This window comes from Shewanella spartinae (genome assembly GCF_019457555.1).
Taxonomy (GTDB): Bacteria; Pseudomonadota; Gammaproteobacteria; order Enterobacterales; family Shewanellaceae; genus Shewanella; species Shewanella loihica.
The window spans coordinates 1,483,129-1,500,437 of sequence record NZ_CP080418.1; the positions used below are offsets into that span (position 1 = coordinate 1,483,129).

A 17,309-nucleotide genomic window follows, 5' to 3' on the forward strand; every position below is an offset into this window, starting at 1 on the left:
CTCATTATGTTTGATTATGAAATATTAAGATTTGTCTGGTGGGCGCTGATTGGTGTGCTGTTCATCGGATTCGCCGTCACCGACGGTTTCGACATGGGCGTGGGTGCCTTGCTGCCTATCATAGGTAAGGACGATACCGAGCGCCGTATTATGATCAACTCGATTGCCCCCCACTGGGATGGCAACCAGGTATGGTTAATCACTGCCGGTGGCGCCCTGTTTGCCGCCTGGCCTATGGTATATGCGGTCTCTTTCTCTGGCTTCTATGTGGCCATGATGTTGGTGCTGTTTGCCCTGTTCCTGCGCCCCGTGGGCTTCGATTACCGCTCTAAGATCGAAGATCCAAGATGGCGTAAGGCCTGGGACTGGGCGCTGTTTGTCGGTGGCTTCGTACCGCCACTCATCATAGGCGTCGCCTTTGGTAACCTGCTGCAAGGCGTGCCGTTTAACTTCGACGAGTACCTGCGTGCAACCTACCACGGTGGTCTGTTTGGCCTGCTTAACCCATTTGGCCTACTGGCCGGTCTGGTGAGCGTGTCTATGATCATCATGCAAGGCGCCTCTTGGCTACAGATGAAGACAGAAGGCGAGCTGCGCGTACGTGCGGCGACGGCGACCCAGGTGGCTGCGGCCCTGGTTGCTGTGCTCTTCACCCTGGCCGGTGTATGGCTAGCCAATGGTATCGACGGCTATGTGGTCACCTCGACTATCGACACCCACGGCGCATCTAACCCAGCCCTTAAGACGGTTGCGGTAGAGGCGGGTGCCTGGCTAGCTAACTACGACAAGTACCCAGTGACCATGCTGTTCCCAATCCTGGGTATTGCCATGCCGGTACTTGCGCTGCTGGCGAGTCGTTTCAACCGCTCTGGTTTCGCCTTCCTGTTCAGCTCGCTGGCGGTGGCTATGGTGATCCTGACTTGCGGCGCGGCCATGTTCCCGTTCGTGATGCCATCATCACTTGAGCCAAACGTGAGCCTGACCATGTGGGATGCCACAGCGAGCCACATGACACTGACTGTGATGACCTGGGCGGCCGCGATTTTCGTGCCTATCGTGCTAAGCTACACCATCTGGACTTACTTCAAGATGTTTGGTCGCTTGAGCCGTAGCTACATCGAAGACAACAAGACGTCACTTTACTAACAGGAGCCGACACTATGTGGTATTTTGCTTGGATATTAGGCATTTTGCTGGCGTGTTCTTTCGGTATCATCAACGCCTTGTGGTTAGAGAATACTGAGAACATGGATAGGGATTCAGAGCTTAACGATTAAGCCATGAATTCTGAAGTGAGAAACCCCGTATGAGAATGCGGGGTTTTTTATTGCCCGTGTTTGGGGCGCACGGGCTGGTGGCGAAGGGGGATTAAGAGCCCTTAAAGGTCGTTACGTCTACCTGTATTGGTATTTGCTATGGACTTGAAGGTCGCACCTTCATGGCTATCTAACGCCTGCCCGACGAGGGGGGATCGTGGTAATTGCGTATGGCAGCAATTGGTATTGGCTAGTACATTGAAGGTCAATCCTTCGTGGCAACCTATAGCCTGCGGCTCGCTTTTGTGCAGATACATCTGCTACACGCCGTGAATACTTCCTTGTAGGCTCGACGATGGCATCCCTGCCATCGACGTCCGCAGATGCATCTACACTGGGGGCCAACGTCTCTTCGATTTGGCGGTATTGGTGTATTTAAAGGGTGAAAGCTAACTGAATTTTGCCCCAAAGTTTTTAGCAAGTTGTCGGCGGAGCAGTAACGAATGGGCTTCAGGCCTAGCAATTTTCATCGCTACACCCGCGTGATGTAATTCACTACTCCCCAATCAAAAAACTGGATAACTATACAGTCATATTCAAATGACAAGGGTTTTGAACGATTTTTATCCTGTATTTGTGCGCGTTTTCTCATTTCGGTGTAAATAAATGGCTTTAAAATTATATATTTACGATATTCGTTAAGTAGGTGATAGGTTTGGAAAACACGCGTGCGCGTTTTTCCAGGTGGTATATTTGGTAAAATGCTGATAAGTTCATTACATACAGATAGTTAGCTGTGCGTGTTTTCACTGGTCCAACGAGGTAAACGCGCATGCACACTAATAAAATGTTAAGCCACAAGGAGAGATATGATCGAGCTGCTAAAAAATCCATCTGTATCCGCTTTTGTTGGTGCATTTTCAGCTTTTATGCTCGTTGTGGTCGCGGATTGGTTTCGTCGAGGTAATGATAAAAATTTACTGAGTTGCCTAATCTCAGATACAGCTGATCACGCAAGAAAGAAAATTGAGTCGGTTCAAATAAACCTCAATGACTTAAATAACAATGGCCGCCTCTCAAAGGCGGCTTTTATGCCTTTTAAAACATCACATATAGATCATGTGCTGCTTAAAGTTTTAACTCGGCTATCTGCAAATGAAAAGCAAGCTGCTGATGCCATTGTTTACTGGGCGGAGGCAACAGATAATCAACTTGATGAACTTGCAGAAACAGCATGGTCAGCAATACAGCAACTTAAAGAAACAGGAAAAGGCCCTGAAGTTGAGGCCATCCTCAGCGAGTATCGTAGCGAGGCCAAACTAGCTATACGCAATATGGAAATAATTATTCAATACTGTGAATCCTATGTTAGTGGTAGGCCACATGAAGTAGTCGAGTCATATAATGTCAGCGAGTAAAGGCTTAACAAGTTGAGCAAGCGGGACAAAGTGCTACGCACTTCGCCCCTTCGCAAGGCGTTAAGTAAAAACTAGACACCACAAACTAGATTAGAACCGAAAATGAATTCATCTGATAGCATATTATATTTCCCATCCATAGAGATTCGGGATCCGAACTGGCTAAAAGCAAGCCTTCTCATTTGGGACAAGGTTTATAGGATCGCTCCAAATGACTATACCCCAAGAGACGATGATAACGTTAAGTCTGCAATTGATGCTGGATTAGTCGATAGCTTAGAGCTTAGCAAGACTGAGCTATCAGAAGCCTATGATATGTATAACAATTTTTTAGAGGCACAGCCATTTACCCCTGATGGGCTAGATAGTTATGGTTCATATGATCAGCTTCACAAAGATAAAATAGATTCCCGCCTATATCCCATACTAGAAAAAGTAGCTACAGAAGTTGACGGGGGCTTTCTAAAGATACCCTCTGAGCTCGCACGAGGGTACATGCTATTTTTAGCAAATAATGCAGCAAAGCGTAGAGGGATAAATATTGCCACTGACAATGCTGATGCATGGGTAATAGCGTCATATTTTAATGAAGGTGGAAATTTTTCTGAGTTTGTTTATGGCGCTGAAGATCCTCAAAATTCAATGGCATATACAAATGTAGGAATTAAAGACCTAATTCCTATCGATCTTGCTTCAGCGAGTATTTCAGATATCATCAAATTTTCTACCAAATATAAAGATGAGAAAGATTGTTTTAAATCTGTAACTACAGAATTCCTAAATGAACTTCGAGGTTGTGCTGAAAAAGACCATGCCATTCATATTGTAGAAAAATATGGTCAGGACTTAATTAATGCAAAAAAAGATTTCGTAAAGTCTTCAAGTTTCTTGAATAAAAGCGCTATTCGCTCGTCTTTGGTGGTCGGGGTTCCTGTCACTTTTACAGTCCTCAGCAGTCTCGGAGATATGCTAGGGACAGAAAACAACCTTCACTTGTCATCTTCATTGTTGCTGGGTTTTGTTGCAGCTATGGCAGAGAATAAGCTATCAAGTAATTCAAACGAGAATTCAGTTGGTAACTACCTAGTCAACATGGATAAAGATCTCGCTAAAAGTAGAATGCAGCCAAATTATAGCTACTTATTTGACCAATTTATTAATGATTAAAATAAGAAGAAATGATTTAAGCCTATGAAAGCAACTTACTTAACAAGCAAATTCAGGTGACGCCTACGGCGCACCTGATTTGGGCGTTATATTACTAAGGTGAATCGTGCTAGGTAAGAAGGAAATTGTCGGTTTTAAAGTTGGTAAAACTTTGGCTGATAGTCGCGATTTAAGAGACATTGAGATTTGGGTGGCAGGTGTTCTGGTCACGCAAAGAGATGGTATCGCCCATATTCCTAGTTTATCAGGAATTGCTTTTTCCGAATCAGAAAAAGTTAGAGACTTCGCAAGATTCAATCATTATTTTCACGGAAAGGATGAGAAAGAAATACACAAATTCATTCTTGGTACTCGCATTTCTGACTTTGACTTCAAAGATTCAGATGAAATATTTGCCGAGCATCAGGTTTTTGATTGGGGCCCAAACACAGATTACGTAATGTGTTTTCTTGTGCCTTACCGTGAAAAGTTGTTCATCACAATCTCCTTAGACGGCGAGAAAGAATCGGAAATTCAATCAGTCGAAATTGATGAAGACTCATTAAGAGAGCTCCTTTTCAATTTCAGCATTGCATTGAGCAGGTCTTAAGATAGCAAGCCAATAATGCTTTGGGGGGAATTGGCTCTGCTTCTCCGTCGCAAAGTATAACCAAGCATTTATACGCCCTCTATTGGCGGGTTACACATATAAAAATTAATTCGAATCTGAAGGAGTTGCGCTAAGAATCTAACTTGCTTTTTCCAAGTATGATTTTGTTTTGATTGTCTATGGATATCAAATGCAGCTCAATCGAAGAGACGATAGATACTGGTGTAAACACATTTGTGACCTTCCGAGGCATGGATGCCGAGGTAGAGCTCACAAGGAAGTGCTTGCAGCGTGTCACAAATGTGTTTGCACATAAGGCCTGCGGCAGGCAATTGATACACCATGAAGCCATGGTTACGGCTTCCTTGCCGATGGCAAATGTCGGCAAACGTTAAACATCCATTCCAAGTCACAGCGCTTCAATCGTTAAACTACCTAGGCATTAAATTTCGAAGAGTCGACACCTCGCTAAGCACACCAGGTACTGGTATGTCAGTCAGACATAAAAAAGCCGCTTTGAAGCGGCTTTTTTCTTTGAGATGAGCGGTTACGCTGAATTTACGACTTAAACACGCTGATCTTCTGTTTGATCTCGGCGGCGATGTGGGAGAGGTTTTGGGCGGCGTCGACTGTGTCGCCGGCGCGCTGTTCGCCGTCGCGGGCGAGCTCGGTGATCTCATGCAGGTTGCGGGTGATCTCGTCGGCGACCGCGCTCTGTTGCTCGGTGGCGCTGGCGATGCTGCTCGACGCGATAGCCAGCTCCCCGATACTGATGGTGATCTGGTTGAGGTTAGTCGCGGCCTCCTGTCCCTGGGCGGCGGAGGCGGTGCCCAGCTGATGGCTCTGGCCCATCTGCTCGGCGGTGAGCTTGATCTGCTGCTGCAGCTGAGTGATGGTCTGACTGATCTCTGAGATCGAGGTCTGGGTGCGCTGGGCCAGGGTTCTCACCTCGTCGGCCACCACGGCGAAACCGCGGCCCTGTTCGCCGGCGCGGGCGGCCTCGATGGCGGCGTTGAGTGCCAGCAGGTTGGTCTGCTCGGCGATGCTGTTGATCACTTCGGTGACCTGGCTTATCGCCTCGCTCTCCTTGCTGACATTCTCGACGCTCATGTGGCTTGCATCGAGCTGCTCGCTGAGTTTGCCAAGGCCCTGTACCAGCTGATCGAGCTGCTGGTGGCCGTCGCGTGAGGCGTTATCCACCTGCTGGCTCTGGCTGGCGCCTTCGCTGGCGTGGTTGGCTACATCGCGTACCGAGGTGGACATCTCTTCGATGGCCGTGGCGATCTGGTCGGTCTGCGCCATCAGCTGCTGGGCCTCTTCGCCGTTGAGTCTGGCCACTTCCTGGGCGCTGCTGGCCTGCTCCTCAAGCGTGTTGACCGAGGCGCGCAGGGCGCCGACCAGCTCACGCAGGCTCAGGGCCATCTGGCGGGCGGCGTGGGTGATTCTGTCGACCTCGTTGTCTGTATCTGGGCTGACCTGATCGAACTCTTGAGTCAGGTCACCCTTGCCGAGCTCGGTGAGCTGGTGCTGCAGATGACGCAGCGGGCGCAGTGTCTTAATCAGCACCATGGAGAGCAGCAGAGTGATCAGCAGCACGCCCACAGCGGCGACGCCGGCATTGATGCTCAGCAGTTTCAGGCTCTCTTCGTTCAGCTCACGCTTCTTGGCCTGACCCAGCAGGGTCCATTGCCAGCCGGGAATGGTAACGGCGTAGGCGTACATGGGCTCCTTGTTGCCATTGAGGTATTCGCTCTCCTGGCCGCCGCGTTTGGCCGCGTCAAGAGAGAGGCCATCGAGTATCGCCTCGGTCAGTATGGTGCCCGACTCCTGGTTGGGCTGGGCGATGATGGCGTTGTCCACGTTGCGGATCAGGGTGAAGTAACCCGACTCCTCCAGCGTGAGCTGGTTCATGGAGCGTTGCAGCTCGGTCAGCGCCTCTGAGATATCGAAGCCGATATAGAGTATGCCAATGATGTCGCCCTGTGGGCCCGTGATGGGGCGATAGACTGTCATATAGTCTTTGCCGAACAGTCTGGCGTAGCCTTCATATTCTTTGCCCGCCATCAGCGCGCCGTAGCCCGGGTGCTTCTTACCCAGGTAGGTGCCCAGGGCACGTTTGCCGTCGGCTTTTTTCAGCGAGGTGGAGATGCGGATAAAGTCGTCGCCGTCGCGCACGAAGACGGTGGCGTTACCGCCTGTGAGGTTGGAGTAGCGATCCACCTTACTCTTGGAGGCGTTGATCTGTTCGCGCTCGTGTACCAGGGCCGGGGTGGGTTTCCCCATCACCAAGACGGTTTTATCAGGCTTGAAGAATTGGCCTGGGTACATGGCTCTGAGCACATCGGCGTTGCGTCTGGCGAGAGACAGCAGGCTGTTGTACTCGAGTTCAATCAGGTCGGCTGTGCTGTGCATCTGCGCTTTTACGGCCGTCTTACCTTTATCTTCCAGCACGTTGGCGGCTGTGATGTAGGAGACGCTGCTGAGAATGGCAAATACGACGACGGTGAGGATCAGGGCAAGGGCGCCTATCTGTTTGGCGATAGGCCAGTTTTTATAGTTCATTATGGTAATCCACCTTGTGGTTAGACTTTCGCTAATGTAACTAAGGTGGTGCGAGATTGTTTTGACGCAGGTCTATTTCGGTAAAGGAAAAATTGCCCCAAGCCTCGGCAATTAGTCTAAATATGCACTGGATCACCCTGGGCGGGCGAGCCAGTGCATCTTGTGATTAGTAAATTGACGAGACCGTTAGCTGGGCTGCAGTGCGGGCACGGGCGCCGCCTGGCGCTTGGTCATCAGCAGCTGGTACATGGTCGGCACCCAGACCAGTGACAACAGTGTGGTGAGCGCCGTACCGCCGGCGATGGCGATGGCAAACGGTGGCCAGAAGCCGCCACCTGAGATGATAAGCGGCAGGAAGCCGCCTATGGTGGTGATGGTGGTTGAGCCGATATGGCGGCCGCAGCTGCTGACCACAGCCACTATGGCTGGGATGCCTGCCTCACGCTTATCTGGCATATCCTCAAGCTCCGCCAGGATGACGATGGCGGCGTTGATCGCTAAGCCCATCAGGCCCAGCAGGCCGATGATCACCGTAAAGCCGAAGGGATAGTTAAACAGGTAGACGGCGAGTAGGCCAAGGCCTGCCGATTGCACCGCGCTCAGCAGTATGATGCCGGTCAGGCGGAAGGAGTTGAACGACAGCACCACGGTCGCCAGCAGCAGAGTGATCACCAAGACTATGTTGGACAGCAGGTTACCTACGGCCTCGTTACGCTTGGCGCTCTCGCCGCCTACCTCGATACGATAACCGGCGGGCAGGGGGAGGGCGTCGATGCGCGTCTTGGCCTGGTTGAGTACCTGCTGGGGCAGCACATCGCTCTCCAGATAGGCCTCTATGGTGTTGACCCGCTGGCCGTCACGTCTGGGGATGGCGCCCAGGCTGACGTCGATACGGCTGCTGGCCAGCGCCGAGAGCGGGATGCCGACGCCGTTGCTCGACAGCAGATTGATCTGTGACAGCTCGGTCTGCTGCTCGCGCATCAGATCTTGGGTGCGTACCCGGATCGGTAGCGACTCCGTCTGCTCCAGTATGCTGCCGCCGTTAATGCCGGTAGTGGCCATCTGGATCTGGTTGGCGATATCCGTCAGGCTCAGGCCGCTCATCTTGCTGGCATCTTCGTTTACCTGAAACCAGACCTTAGGCGCGCCGGCGCTCAGGGTGGCGCGGGTGTGCAGCACGTGATCTGTGGTGATCAGAATGCGCCGCACCTCATCGCCTATCTCTCTTAAAGTATCTAAGTTGTGGCCGTAGATGCGCAGCTCCACGGGGGCGTTGAACGGTGGGCCCTGCTCTAGCTTACGCACCAGGATCTGCGCCTCGGGGAACTCGGTATCGAGCTGTGTCTGCAATCTTGGGATCAGCTGGTTGGCGCGCTCGAAGTCGGCAACCTTAATCATCGCCTGGGCGTAGTTAGCCGCCCCCTGCTGACGTTGTAGCAGGTTGTAGTAGAAGGAAGGCGCATTGCCACCAATCACCCAGTCGAGCCTCTGCATCTCGCCGGTGGCCCTGAGCTTGGCATCGATGCGCTCCACCAAGGCGCGGGTGTTTTCTATGCTGGACTGGGGCGCCAGGTGCACCTCTATCTGGAACATGTCCCTGTCTGACGGCGGGAAGAATTGCTCCGTCATCTGCCCCGAGGCGATAAAGCCAGTTATGGGCAATATGCCTATCACCACGCCGGCCAGTAGGGGCCGCTTGAGGGCGATATGCAGGGTTTTGCTAAAGGCGCGGGCGATGATGGGGAAGTTGACCCCACGCTGATACCAGTGAGTGGCGTCGCCCTCGGCGCCGAAGCGGCCCGCGAAGCCGGCGATCAGCGTGTGGGAGATGAGGTAGGAGCCTAGCAGGGCGAAGATCACCGAGATGGCGATACCGCCGACAAACTCTCCCGCGGCCCCCGGCATGAGGATGATGGGGGTGAAGGCCAGCATGGTGGTGATGGTAGAACCCGCCAGTGGCAGCCAGAGATGTTTGAGGGTCTCGCCGACGGCGCTGAGGCGATCCAGCCCCTGACGTCGACGCTGGGCGATGGCATCGACGATGACGATGGCGTTATCCACCATGATCCCCAGCGCCACTACCAGGCCGGTTACCGACATCTGATGAATCGGCAGGCCGACATACTTCATGCAGGCCAGGGTGAAGAGGGCGGTCAGCGGCAGCGACAGGGAGACGATCACCGCGTTGCGCAGCCCCAGGGTCAGCATGAGCACCACCAGAATGATGATGAAACCCAGCAGCAGGCTGGCGATCAGGTCGCTCAGGCGGGTGGTGGTATAGCCTTCTTGATCGAACAACCACTGGATCTCCACGTTGGAGGAGAGATCCCCCTGCACCTTCTCGACCACGCGATGCACCTGCTGTAGCCAGAGGTCGACCCGGGTGTTGTTGAGCATACGCGCCGATACCATGATCCCCTGAGCCTGCTCTATGAGGGCGATACTGGCGGCGGGGGTCTTGGGCTGGCGCTGCACGCTGGCGACTTCGCCCAGGCGTATGATCTGACCGTTTTCATCGACCTTGAGTGGCACCTGTCTGATGCGGGTGACAGAATCCAGCTCGCCGGAGACCTCTACCAGGGCGCGAAAGGCGTCGTTGGTGATCTCACCTGCCGAGACTTTAGTATCGGCGTTAGCCAAGATCTGGGCGATGGCGGCGGCGCTAAGACCTATACGGTTGACGTTTTGGGCGTCTATTTGCACCAGGATCTCTTCGGTGGGGGCGCCATAGAGTTTCACGAAGTCTGTGCCCGGGATCAGCCTGAGCTGACTCTGTAGCTCCTTGGCATAGCGGTTGAGGATATCCTGGCGCGGCTCGCCCGCACCTTGCCATACCAGACCCAGAATGGCGGTGTTGGCATAGCCCAGCTGATCATCCAGCAGGGCATTTTGCGCCGCGGGGGGCAGCAGGTTCTTGGCATCGTTGATGAGATCCCTGGCCCTTGACCAGACAGGGTCCGTCTCTGTGATCCTGTCTTTCAGCTCTAACTGGATGACGGAGATCCCCGGGCGTGAGGTGGACTGCACCAGTTTTAGCTCTTCCAGGCGTCTGAGTTGGTTCTCCAGCACCTCGGTGACCAGGGCTTCGACCCGCTCGGCCGAGGCGCCCGGATAATGGGTGACCACAGAGGCGAAGCGGTTGGTGATACTGGGATCTTCCATGCGGGGCAGGCTGGTGATGGCGCCAAGGCCGGCGACGATCAGCAGGGCGATCACCAGGCTGGCCAGACGACCATTTTCGACTAAGGCTTTTATCATGACTTACCTCGTCGCCACTTGGGTGTTGAGCATAACGCGCTCGCCCACCACCACCTTGTGTAGGCCCTGGGTGACGAAGCGCTCATCTTCGCTTATCGCCCCCTGGATGAAGGCCTGATCGCCACGGGTGTAGAGGATCTCTATGTCGCGCCGTTCGATAAGGTATTGATCCGGTTGCTGTTCGACCAGCACATACAGGTTCCACAGGCCGCGAAGGCCGTCGGTGAGCGAGGAGATGGGCACCCAGAAACCGGCGGTATCGACTGTCTTGTTGTAATGCAGGTAGGCCAGCTCGCCGTTGATCACTTTGGCATCTGTAGGCAGGGTCAGACGCACCGGTACGGTACGTGTCACAGGATTGACCTCGGCGCCAATGCCGGCCACGGTGGCGAGATAAGGGGTCTCTTTCACCGTCAGGGTCAGCTGCTGGCTGTCTTGCAAACTTTGCGCGAGTCCTACGGGCACGCCGACGATGGCCTGGGGATTGTTGTGCTGGATCAGGGTGAAGAGGGGCGCGCCCAAGGCGACCACTTCGCCTAAGTTATTGTTACGTTTGGCGATAATACCATCAAACGGTGCGACTAGGGTGGACTTGGCGATCCGCAGCGCGTTGGCCTCGATGGCGGCGCGCAGGCGCTGCTCGGCGGCTTGCAGGCTGCTGAGTTGTCCCTTGAGTTCGTCCAGTTGCTGGGCCGAGGCGTAGCCCTGTTGTTTCAGTGCCTGGCTGCGCTTGAGGGTGCTCTGGGCCAGCTCTCTGTCGGCGCGGTTTTGCGCCAAGCTTGCTAGCAGCTCGCGCTTCTCGGCTTCAAGCAAGGAGGTGTCCAGCTGGGCCAGTAGGTCGCCCTGTTTGACGTGATTACCACTGTCGACCGCCAGGTGTTTTATCTTACCCGCCAGCTCGAAGCCGATAGCCGTGGTATTGCCCGCGCGTATGCTGCCGGTAAATACCTGCTCTGTGTCATAGCTGATCGAGCGGATCAGCCGCTGACTGGAGACCTTGGGGAAATGTTCGCTGTTGGGGGCGCTGGTGGACTCATCCTGTTGGCAGCCGCTGGCCGCGAGGCTGAGGCTGCTCCATAACAACACCCTGGCGAGGGACTTGGCGGTAAAGATCGTCATACTGATACACTTCCGTGGTTAACAGTTGGTGAATAAATCGTTAAACTAGACTTGCTAGTCTAATTTGCAAAAACTGGACTGTCTAGTCTAGTTTGTGTATAAATATGTCGTGATAAAAATGAAGACCTTATAGGACGTTTCAATGGTACAAACACCCCTTAGCCGCAGTGAACAGAAGAAGGCGCAGATATTACACGCCGCGATTGAGCTCTTCTGTGGGCAAGGATTTCCCAATACCAGCATGGATGAGGTCGCGAAGTTGGCGGGCGTCTCTAAACAGACCGTCTATTCGCATTTTGGCAGCAAGGATGATCTGTTCGTTGCATCAATCGAATCTAAGTGTGTCGTACATCAGGTGACGGCGGAGCTGTTTACCAGCCCCCAGGATCCCGAGCAGGCATTGCTGCATTTCGGTAACTATTTTGGCGAGATGATAGTGTCACCCGAGGCGATAGAGGTGTTTAAGACCTGTGTGGCCCAGGCCGATACCCACCCGGAAATTTCGGCGCTGTTTTTTAATGCCGGCCCAGAGTTTCTGCTCAATCTGCTGGAGAATTATTTCGAGCAGGTGGAGAAACTCGGCGAGTATCATTTTGGCGATCTGCGCCATGCCTCGGTGCGTCTGTGTATGATGCTGTTTGGCGAGATGCGTCTCAAGCTAGAGCTAGGCTTACCGATTGAGGACCTGATCGCTAAGCGCCCGGCCTACATCAAAGAGACGGTGAGCATGTTCCTGCGTGCCCATCGGGTTTAGGCGCTGGCAATTTTAGTTCAGAGCGCGGCTTTAATCAGAGTTTTAGCCGCGCTTTTAGTACCAGAGCTAGCCGTTTTTGAAGGGAAAGTGATCTTTTCGCCAGTCTGGTCGTACTAAGCTTGTGTGTAGTAATTTTAAGATTGGAATTTGGTCGGGCGCCTAACTTGGTCGGGTGCCCACATTGAAATCGGGCAGCCGGCCAAACATTAAGTCTAACTGAGTCGCCCCAGGGAGAGGGTATGAAGCCAAGCCTATTATCTCGCAATACGGTCAACGCCCTGGTTTTAGGGTTAACCTGTCTGATAGCCGTTTCCGCCCAGGCGGCACAAGGGGGAGCGCGACAGGCGTCGCCCTTAACCCTGTCGGTATCGCGCATCGGCGTCGGTGAGGCCGATGTGGGTGATAGCGGCCTGGCACTACAGCGCGACACCTGGCTGTTCGGTGCCAAGACCAGCTTTGCCCTAAACAGGCAATGGTCGCTCAGTGCCAATATTAGTTACGACAGGCTGGATTATGACTGGAGTGGCCGCGGCGCCTCACTGCTGGGTGGTAATCTGGCGCCCTGGTCCAATGTGGACAGGTATGGGGTTGGCCTGGGGCTCAGTTTTCGTCCCAACAATCGTTGGCTGTTCATGCTGGCGCCTAAGCTGCAGTACGCCTATAGCGAGGGCACCTCATCGTCCAATGCCCAAAGTTATGGGGTGGTCGCCTCAGGCATGTATCGCTTCAATGGCGGCAACATGTTGGGCCTCGGGGTCGCCTACCTGAACGATATCTCAGAGGTGCGCACCTTGCCTTATCTGGCGGTGAACTGGCAGATAACCGACAAGCTTAAGCTTGCCAACCCCTTCTCGGCGGGCTTTAGCGGCCCCGCAGGCCTGGAGCTGAGCTATCAGTGGTATGAGTCGCTTGATGTTGGCGTCGGCAGCTCGAAGCGTACTCAAAGATTCTTGGTGAAAGATGAGGATGTGACCCTGGAGATAGACGAGTGGGTCGGCTTTGTCAGGGCGGGCTGGCAGGCGAGCGAGCCACTCAAATTTGATGCCTATTTGGGCTATTTCTTCAGTGGTGAGATAGAGCTCTCCTCACCGAAAACCCAGGAGTCGCTGGAGAATCAGCTGGCACTGGCGTTTTCCGCCCAATATCGATTCTAGGGTGCCGCTTAAGAATAAAAAAATGTGATGAATCAGAAAATGCGATGAACACAAAAATGGCCTGAACATACCGTCAGGCCATTTTTTTATGATTTTTCAGTTAGCTGTCATTGAGCTTTCAATTAGCTATCGATCAGCTTCAGCTATTGTTTATTCGCCTAGCATAGCCCGCTTGAGACTCTTCTGGGCCGGCTTATCGCCCAGCCAGATCTTCAGCAGCGCTTTACGAAAGGCCTCGCCCTCGACCGTCGCCTGTTTTTCGCCATTCTTATAGGCGGTGACGCCAAGATCTTTTACTGCCTCCAGGGTAAATTGATCCCCCTCGGCAATCGGCGCCGAGAACAGGGCCATGAAGGCATCTATCTGGGGCTGAATCGCCTCAGGCTCTCCATCTGTGGCATCGTCAAAGCCTTCGATGATCGCATCTTGCATCTTCTCAGAGGTGATCATGCCTGAGACGATATTCAAGCGAATCGCGACCCTAGGGGCGTTGAGCACACTCTCCAGCGTTTGGCTCGGGCTCTGGGTGTATAGGCTGCCCACATAGAGATCCATAAAGAATTTGCTGCGAATGCCGGCGCCGTTAAGCTGCAAGGCTTGTTCGCTTAGGACTATCTCATTGGCAAGGGGCACATCTGCCAATGTCTTAGCGGCCAGAGGAGTGCTGAGTATGGTACTGATCACGGCGCTGATAAGGAGTAGGTGGCGTAGGAGGGACTTCATATAACCTCTTATAAATATTGTGTAAATGGCGGTTAGCCGCGTTTACCCAGCTGATATTGACCACTCTGATGGAAGAAGGCGGCCTGTTTCTTCTTGGGGGCAATCAGCAGTGGGCCGTCATCGAAGAAGAGAAAACATTTCCAGTTGCGCACGAAGACGTCCCAGCGGGTCTCGATGATCTGATACTTGTCGTAGCAGAAGTAGACCTGCGTCTCGTCTTGCCAATCGAAGTGGCCCTGAAACAGCTCGGGCAGAGCGGGTGAGTCGCTGTCCCAGGCGCTCTGCCAGTGATCGGTTTCCTGCCAGGCATCGCCTTTCGCGGCCCAGTCGCCCTTGGCAAACTGCTCGCTGCGGCTACTCTTGTTACTCACCCACTGATTCCACACCGTCATGGATGATTTCTGATCCAGCGGCTTGATGCAGGCCTTGTCTTCATCTGTGACGGGGAGATCTTTATGGTTAAAGATCCATTTACGTTTGTATTGTTCGAGTGGGATATAGGTGTGCGCCACAGGGCCTCGCTATCGGCTGTAAGTTATTAACGCCAGACATTATACGGCGTGCCACAGGACAAGGGAAACGGCGCCGCGGGATAATTTTGCCCCTGGCGCCGAAAAACTTAGGGCCTGAGCTGTCCCAGGTAGTTGAGCGCCGCCTGATTATGCTCATCCAGCATGAGGACGTTTTCGAAACAGGAGATGGCGCCGTCAATCTGACCCGCCTGGGCCAGAAAGATCCCCAATTTCAACATCACAGGAATGTCCTGAGGATACTTATCTAAGTAATCGAGGTAGACACCCAGCGCTGCCTGCGGATCGCCACTCAAGTTCAGCGCATGGGCATACTGGGGCAAATATTCGTCGCTGTACTCATTTATCTTGGCGTAATGCTCAAGTGCCAGCGGGAGGTTATTGAGCTGCAGAGAAAGCTGGATGGCGAGTTTATGCTCGGCCTCTTGAAAATCATTCTCAGGGATCTTCTGTAGCGTTTCTAGTGCCAATTCGGGTTGGTTTTCCAGCATGTATTGATAGCTTAAAGCGAGAAAATGCAGGCGATTGACCTCGGGATCCGTTTGAATAAAAGGCGCCGTGTATTGTGCAATTTTGGAGATACCCAGCAGATGCTTGTTGTGCAGCAATATCTGTAATTTTTTAAAGGCGTTTTCGATAAAGGGGACGGGGGCGTCATCTGTATCATCGATAAACTCTTTAACGACAAACTGTTCAAGATAGATCTCTTCACTCTTCTTAAGAAGCGATTTTTGCTCAGCTGACAAGGCCTCATAAGCCTTGGGGTGTTGCTGTTGCCAGATAATAGCCCGACCCCACTGCATATCATTGTGCCATTGCTGACATAAGGCACTTATGTCGCAGTCTGGTTTTTCCTCTTCGAGTCTTGAGTGTAGGCGTATGATGGCATCATCAATTAGCTGTGCTATCTCTTGGGCAATGCTCTCAAATGCCGAGTAGTAGATTCGGGTATGTTTGTTGACATCTTCTTGGGACCAGTCCTGCTCTTTTTTGGTTGAGAAGAAATGTGAAAATTCATAGTAGCCATAGAATTTGATGAGGTTGGCTAGATCTGGGTATTTTTCATTGATTCTCTGTTCGAGTTTTTCGAGTTTCTCCGCTTGAATAGCTATACGCTCAGGCGTCTTGGCAATCTCCAGTTTGTCTATGATGCTATGAGCCTGTTTTAATTCAGCATTAAGCAAGGTGAGTTTCTCAAGGTGAGATTCAATTTCCGTTAAGGTGTCTTCTAGATAGCGCTGCTTTTCGCTTGTTGTAGTGCGGTGCTTTTGCGGTAAAAGTAGAGCGCGTTGGCTTGTGGTTAGTGGCTGGATCTCGATTTGGTCGGTAGCGAGATAGTTGACCCCTTTAACTTTCGCCGCATCAAGAGATAAGTTGATGTATTGGGTATCTGGGGTATTGCTTATTGCCTCTTCAAGGGAGGTAATGGCGTGTAGCAATTGAATTGGTGTTTCAGCCATGTCGCCGGCATTTGTTTCAACCCATTCGAACATGACTCCTATGTTAGGCCCCAGACTGGCGCCATATGTCCCTTGAGCATGGGTGACACCTGTTTGGGAATGACAGAAATCTACACCGCAAAGCAGTACCTGGCTAAAGCCCATTTCCGTGGCGATCTCTATGGCGCTGTTGGTAACTGTTGGCCCAATGGATCTTATGTTGTGGTTATCTCTCTCGTGCAGCCATGGAAGGTGATTGCCCGTATATAGCGAGCTACCTTGCCATTGACCTAAAATTTGTGGCACCACATGGTAAGAGTTGATCAATAAACTCTTATGCTCCAACTGCATAAACTCTTTATTGACATCAAAGCTGTGGGTTTGCGGATCGACGGAGACAACTATGTCGACAGAGATCTCTTGTTTGACCAGTTTGCCTACGACTCGCGATGCGGCGATGATGACTAGGTCGTCGTTGTTTTGCTTAATCCATTCTAAATGTTCATCTAGGGATGGACCTCCCCCTAACACTATACAGGTTTTATCGCGAAAGGCTTGTTTGAGTATTGATACAGGCTTTTGATTTTCACCGAGGTTTTTAAATTGTGCCTTGATGAATATTTTTTGTGTGAAACCAATGCTTTGCTCAAAATACTCGTGATCGACACTCGTTTCTACTAGTTCATTCAATGCGCAATATGCATCGAGATAGTTGCCTTCTACGGCAATGGAACGGTGAATTTTGAATTGTTTCTTAACTATGTAGAGATTGTTGTCATGGGCCGTTATTGCCTCTTGAAAATCATTCGCTGAAATGATTTGCATGTCATCTTTGAGGTGTTCAGGAATCTCTATGGTTAGCAGAGAAAGTACGTCAGCCAGCTCGACGAACAGATATTTGCTGCCTTTTGCCTGTGGTTGCGACATGAGATAGTTTGCCAGTAGGCCAGAATCCATGCCTATGATGATGTGCAGTGTATCTTCTTGCTTAAAAGCGTCCTGATATTTCTTGTTGTAAAGAGAAGCGGAGTCCAGCTTTTCAAAGGTATGTCTATTTACACTGGGTAAGTAGTACTCATTGAACTGACTGATTGCAAACGTTTTGGATATTTCTGATTGGGTGTTCAGCATTCTGGCCTCTTTGCCTTCAAAGCAAGGTGTTCGTCAAATTATTGTCAGCTAAAGTCGATGTTTTCACCAAATTTAGTCGCAAATTCTGCTTATTCGATAAAATGCGATAATTGTGCCATTAGGTTTACAAATTAGATCCTTAGGACAATTTTGTGAGAATTTGTTCAAATAGCAGACTTAGATGGCAAACAAATGAAATAAGGTTAGAC

General features: G+C 51.9%; 13 protein-coding genes. 7 read left to right on the plus strand and 6 right to left on the minus strand.

Features of this window, described 5'->3' with window-relative positions:
- Positions 1-6: 6 nt before the first annotated feature.
- The 5 genes from cydB (at position 7) to K0I31_RS06560 (ending at position 4,430) form a co-directional block, all read left to right on the plus strand.
- The gene (gene cydB, locus K0I31_RS06540) at positions 7-1,146 is read left to right on the plus strand and encodes a cytochrome d ubiquinol oxidase subunit II (protein WP_011865105.1); all 1,140 of its coding nucleotides are present in this window, start codon (positions 7-9) and stop codon (positions 1,144-1,146) included.
- 14 nt (positions 1,147-1,160) lie between these two features.
- Positions 1,161-1,277 (plus strand): cytochrome bd-I oxidase subunit CydX, encoded by a 117-nt coding sequence (gene cydX / locus K0I31_RS06545; protein WP_041510590.1) that lies wholly within the window; start codon positions 1,161-1,163, stop codon positions 1,275-1,277.
- An 848-nt stretch (positions 1,278-2,125) separates the two neighbouring features.
- Positions 2,126-2,674: a hypothetical protein gene (locus tag K0I31_RS06550; protein WP_220080289.1), complete on the plus strand. Its 549-nt coding sequence runs from the start codon at positions 2,126-2,128 to the stop codon at positions 2,672-2,674.
- A 102-nt stretch (positions 2,675-2,776) separates the two neighbouring features.
- Positions 2,777-3,841 carry a hypothetical protein gene (locus K0I31_RS06555; protein ID WP_220080290.1) on the plus strand — a complete coding sequence of 355 codons (1,065 nt, stop codon included), beginning with the start codon at positions 2,777-2,779 and terminating at the stop codon, positions 3,839-3,841.
- 106 nt (positions 3,842-3,947) lie between these two features.
- Positions 3,948-4,430, plus strand: a complete 483-nt coding sequence (locus K0I31_RS06560; protein WP_220080291.1) for a hypothetical protein — start codon at positions 3,948-3,950, stop codon at positions 4,428-4,430.
- Between the two features lie 558 nt (positions 4,431-4,988).
- Here the strand turns inward: K0I31_RS06560 and K0I31_RS06565 are convergent.
- From K0I31_RS06565 to K0I31_RS06575, 3 genes are all read right to left on the minus strand, one after another.
- Positions 4,989-6,992: a methyl-accepting chemotaxis protein gene (locus tag K0I31_RS06565; RefSeq protein ID WP_220080292.1), complete on the minus strand. Its 2,004-nt coding sequence runs from the start codon at positions 6,990-6,992 to the stop codon at positions 4,989-4,991.
- A gap of 186 nt (positions 6,993-7,178) precedes the next feature.
- Positions 7,179-10,250 carry an efflux RND transporter permease subunit gene (locus tag K0I31_RS06570; RefSeq protein ID WP_220080293.1) on the minus strand — a complete coding sequence of 1,024 codons (3,072 nt, stop codon included), beginning with the start codon at positions 10,248-10,250 and terminating at the stop codon, positions 7,179-7,181.
- 3 nt (positions 10,251-10,253) lie between these two features.
- Positions 10,254-11,369 carry an efflux RND transporter periplasmic adaptor subunit gene (locus tag K0I31_RS06575; RefSeq protein WP_220080294.1) on the minus strand — a complete coding sequence of 372 codons (1,116 nt, stop codon included), beginning with the start codon at positions 11,367-11,369 and terminating at the stop codon, positions 10,254-10,256.
- A 142-nt stretch (positions 11,370-11,511) separates the two neighbouring features.
- Between K0I31_RS06575 and K0I31_RS06580 the strand changes: the two genes are divergently transcribed.
- Together K0I31_RS06580 and K0I31_RS06585 are read left to right on the plus strand one after the other, a co-directional pair.
- Positions 11,512-12,123 carry a TetR/AcrR family transcriptional regulator gene (locus K0I31_RS06580; protein ID WP_220080295.1) on the plus strand — a complete coding sequence of 204 codons (612 nt, stop codon included), beginning with the start codon at positions 11,512-11,514 and terminating at the stop codon, positions 12,121-12,123.
- Between the two features lie 239 nt (positions 12,124-12,362).
- Entirely contained in the window at positions 12,363-13,277 is a 915-nt protein-coding gene (locus tag K0I31_RS06585) for an outer membrane beta-barrel protein (RefSeq protein WP_220080296.1), read from the plus strand.
- A gap of 150 nt (positions 13,278-13,427) precedes the next feature.
- Here K0I31_RS06585 and K0I31_RS06590 read toward each other — a convergent pair whose 3' ends face one another.
- The 3 genes from K0I31_RS06590 to K0I31_RS06600 form a co-directional block, all read right to left on the minus strand.
- Positions 13,428-14,000, minus strand: a complete 573-nt coding sequence (locus tag K0I31_RS06590) for a chalcone isomerase family protein (RefSeq protein ID WP_220080297.1) — start codon at positions 13,998-14,000, stop codon at positions 13,428-13,430.
- Between the two features lie 32 nt (positions 14,001-14,032).
- Entirely contained in the window at positions 14,033-14,512 is a 480-nt protein-coding gene (locus tag K0I31_RS06595; protein ID WP_220080298.1) for a DUF2947 domain-containing protein, read from the minus strand.
- A gap of 107 nt (positions 14,513-14,619) precedes the next feature.
- Positions 14,620-17,100: a 6-hydroxymethylpterin diphosphokinase MptE-like protein gene (locus K0I31_RS06600; RefSeq protein ID WP_220080299.1), complete on the minus strand. Its 2,481-nt coding sequence runs from the start codon at positions 17,098-17,100 to the stop codon at positions 14,620-14,622.
- Positions 17,101-17,309 lie beyond the last annotated feature (209 nt).

Excerpts from the sequence above, each read along its gene's own strand:
- K0I31_RS06575 (WP_220080294.1), bottom strand. The coding sequence starts at position 11,369 with ATGACGATCTTTACCGCCAAGTCCCTCGCCAGGGTGTTGTTATGGAGC.
- K0I31_RS06550 (WP_220080289.1), top strand. The coding sequence starts at position 2,126 with ATGATCGAGCTGCTAAAAAATCCATCTGTATCCGCTTTTGTTGGTGCA.
- K0I31_RS06580 (WP_220080295.1), top strand. The coding sequence starts at position 11,512 with ATGGTACAAACACCCCTTAGCCGCAGTGAACAGAAGAAGGCGCAGATA.
- K0I31_RS06555 (WP_220080290.1), top strand. The coding sequence starts at position 2,777 with ATGAATTCATCTGATAGCATATTATATTTCCCATCCATAGAGATTCGG.
- K0I31_RS06585 (WP_220080296.1), top strand. The coding sequence starts at position 12,363 with ATGAAGCCAAGCCTATTATCTCGCAATACGGTCAACGCCCTGGTTTTA.
- K0I31_RS06570 (WP_220080293.1), bottom strand. The coding sequence starts at position 10,250 with ATGATAAAAGCCTTAGTCGAAAATGGTCGTCTGGCCAGCCTGGTGATC.
- cydB (WP_011865105.1), top strand. The coding sequence starts at position 7 with ATGTTTGATTATGAAATATTAAGATTTGTCTGGTGGGCGCTGATTGGT.
- K0I31_RS06590 (WP_220080297.1), bottom strand. The coding sequence starts at position 14,000 with ATGAAGTCCCTCCTACGCCACCTACTCCTTATCAGCGCCGTGATCAGT.
- cydX (WP_041510590.1), top strand. The coding sequence starts at position 1,161 with ATGTGGTATTTTGCTTGGATATTAGGCATTTTGCTGGCGTGTTCTTTC.
- K0I31_RS06565 (WP_220080292.1), bottom strand. The coding sequence starts at position 6,992 with ATGAACTATAAAAACTGGCCTATCGCCAAACAGATAGGCGCCCTTGCC.
- K0I31_RS06600 (WP_220080299.1), bottom strand. The coding sequence starts at position 17,100 with ATGCTGAACACCCAATCAGAAATATCCAAAACGTTTGCAATCAGTCAG.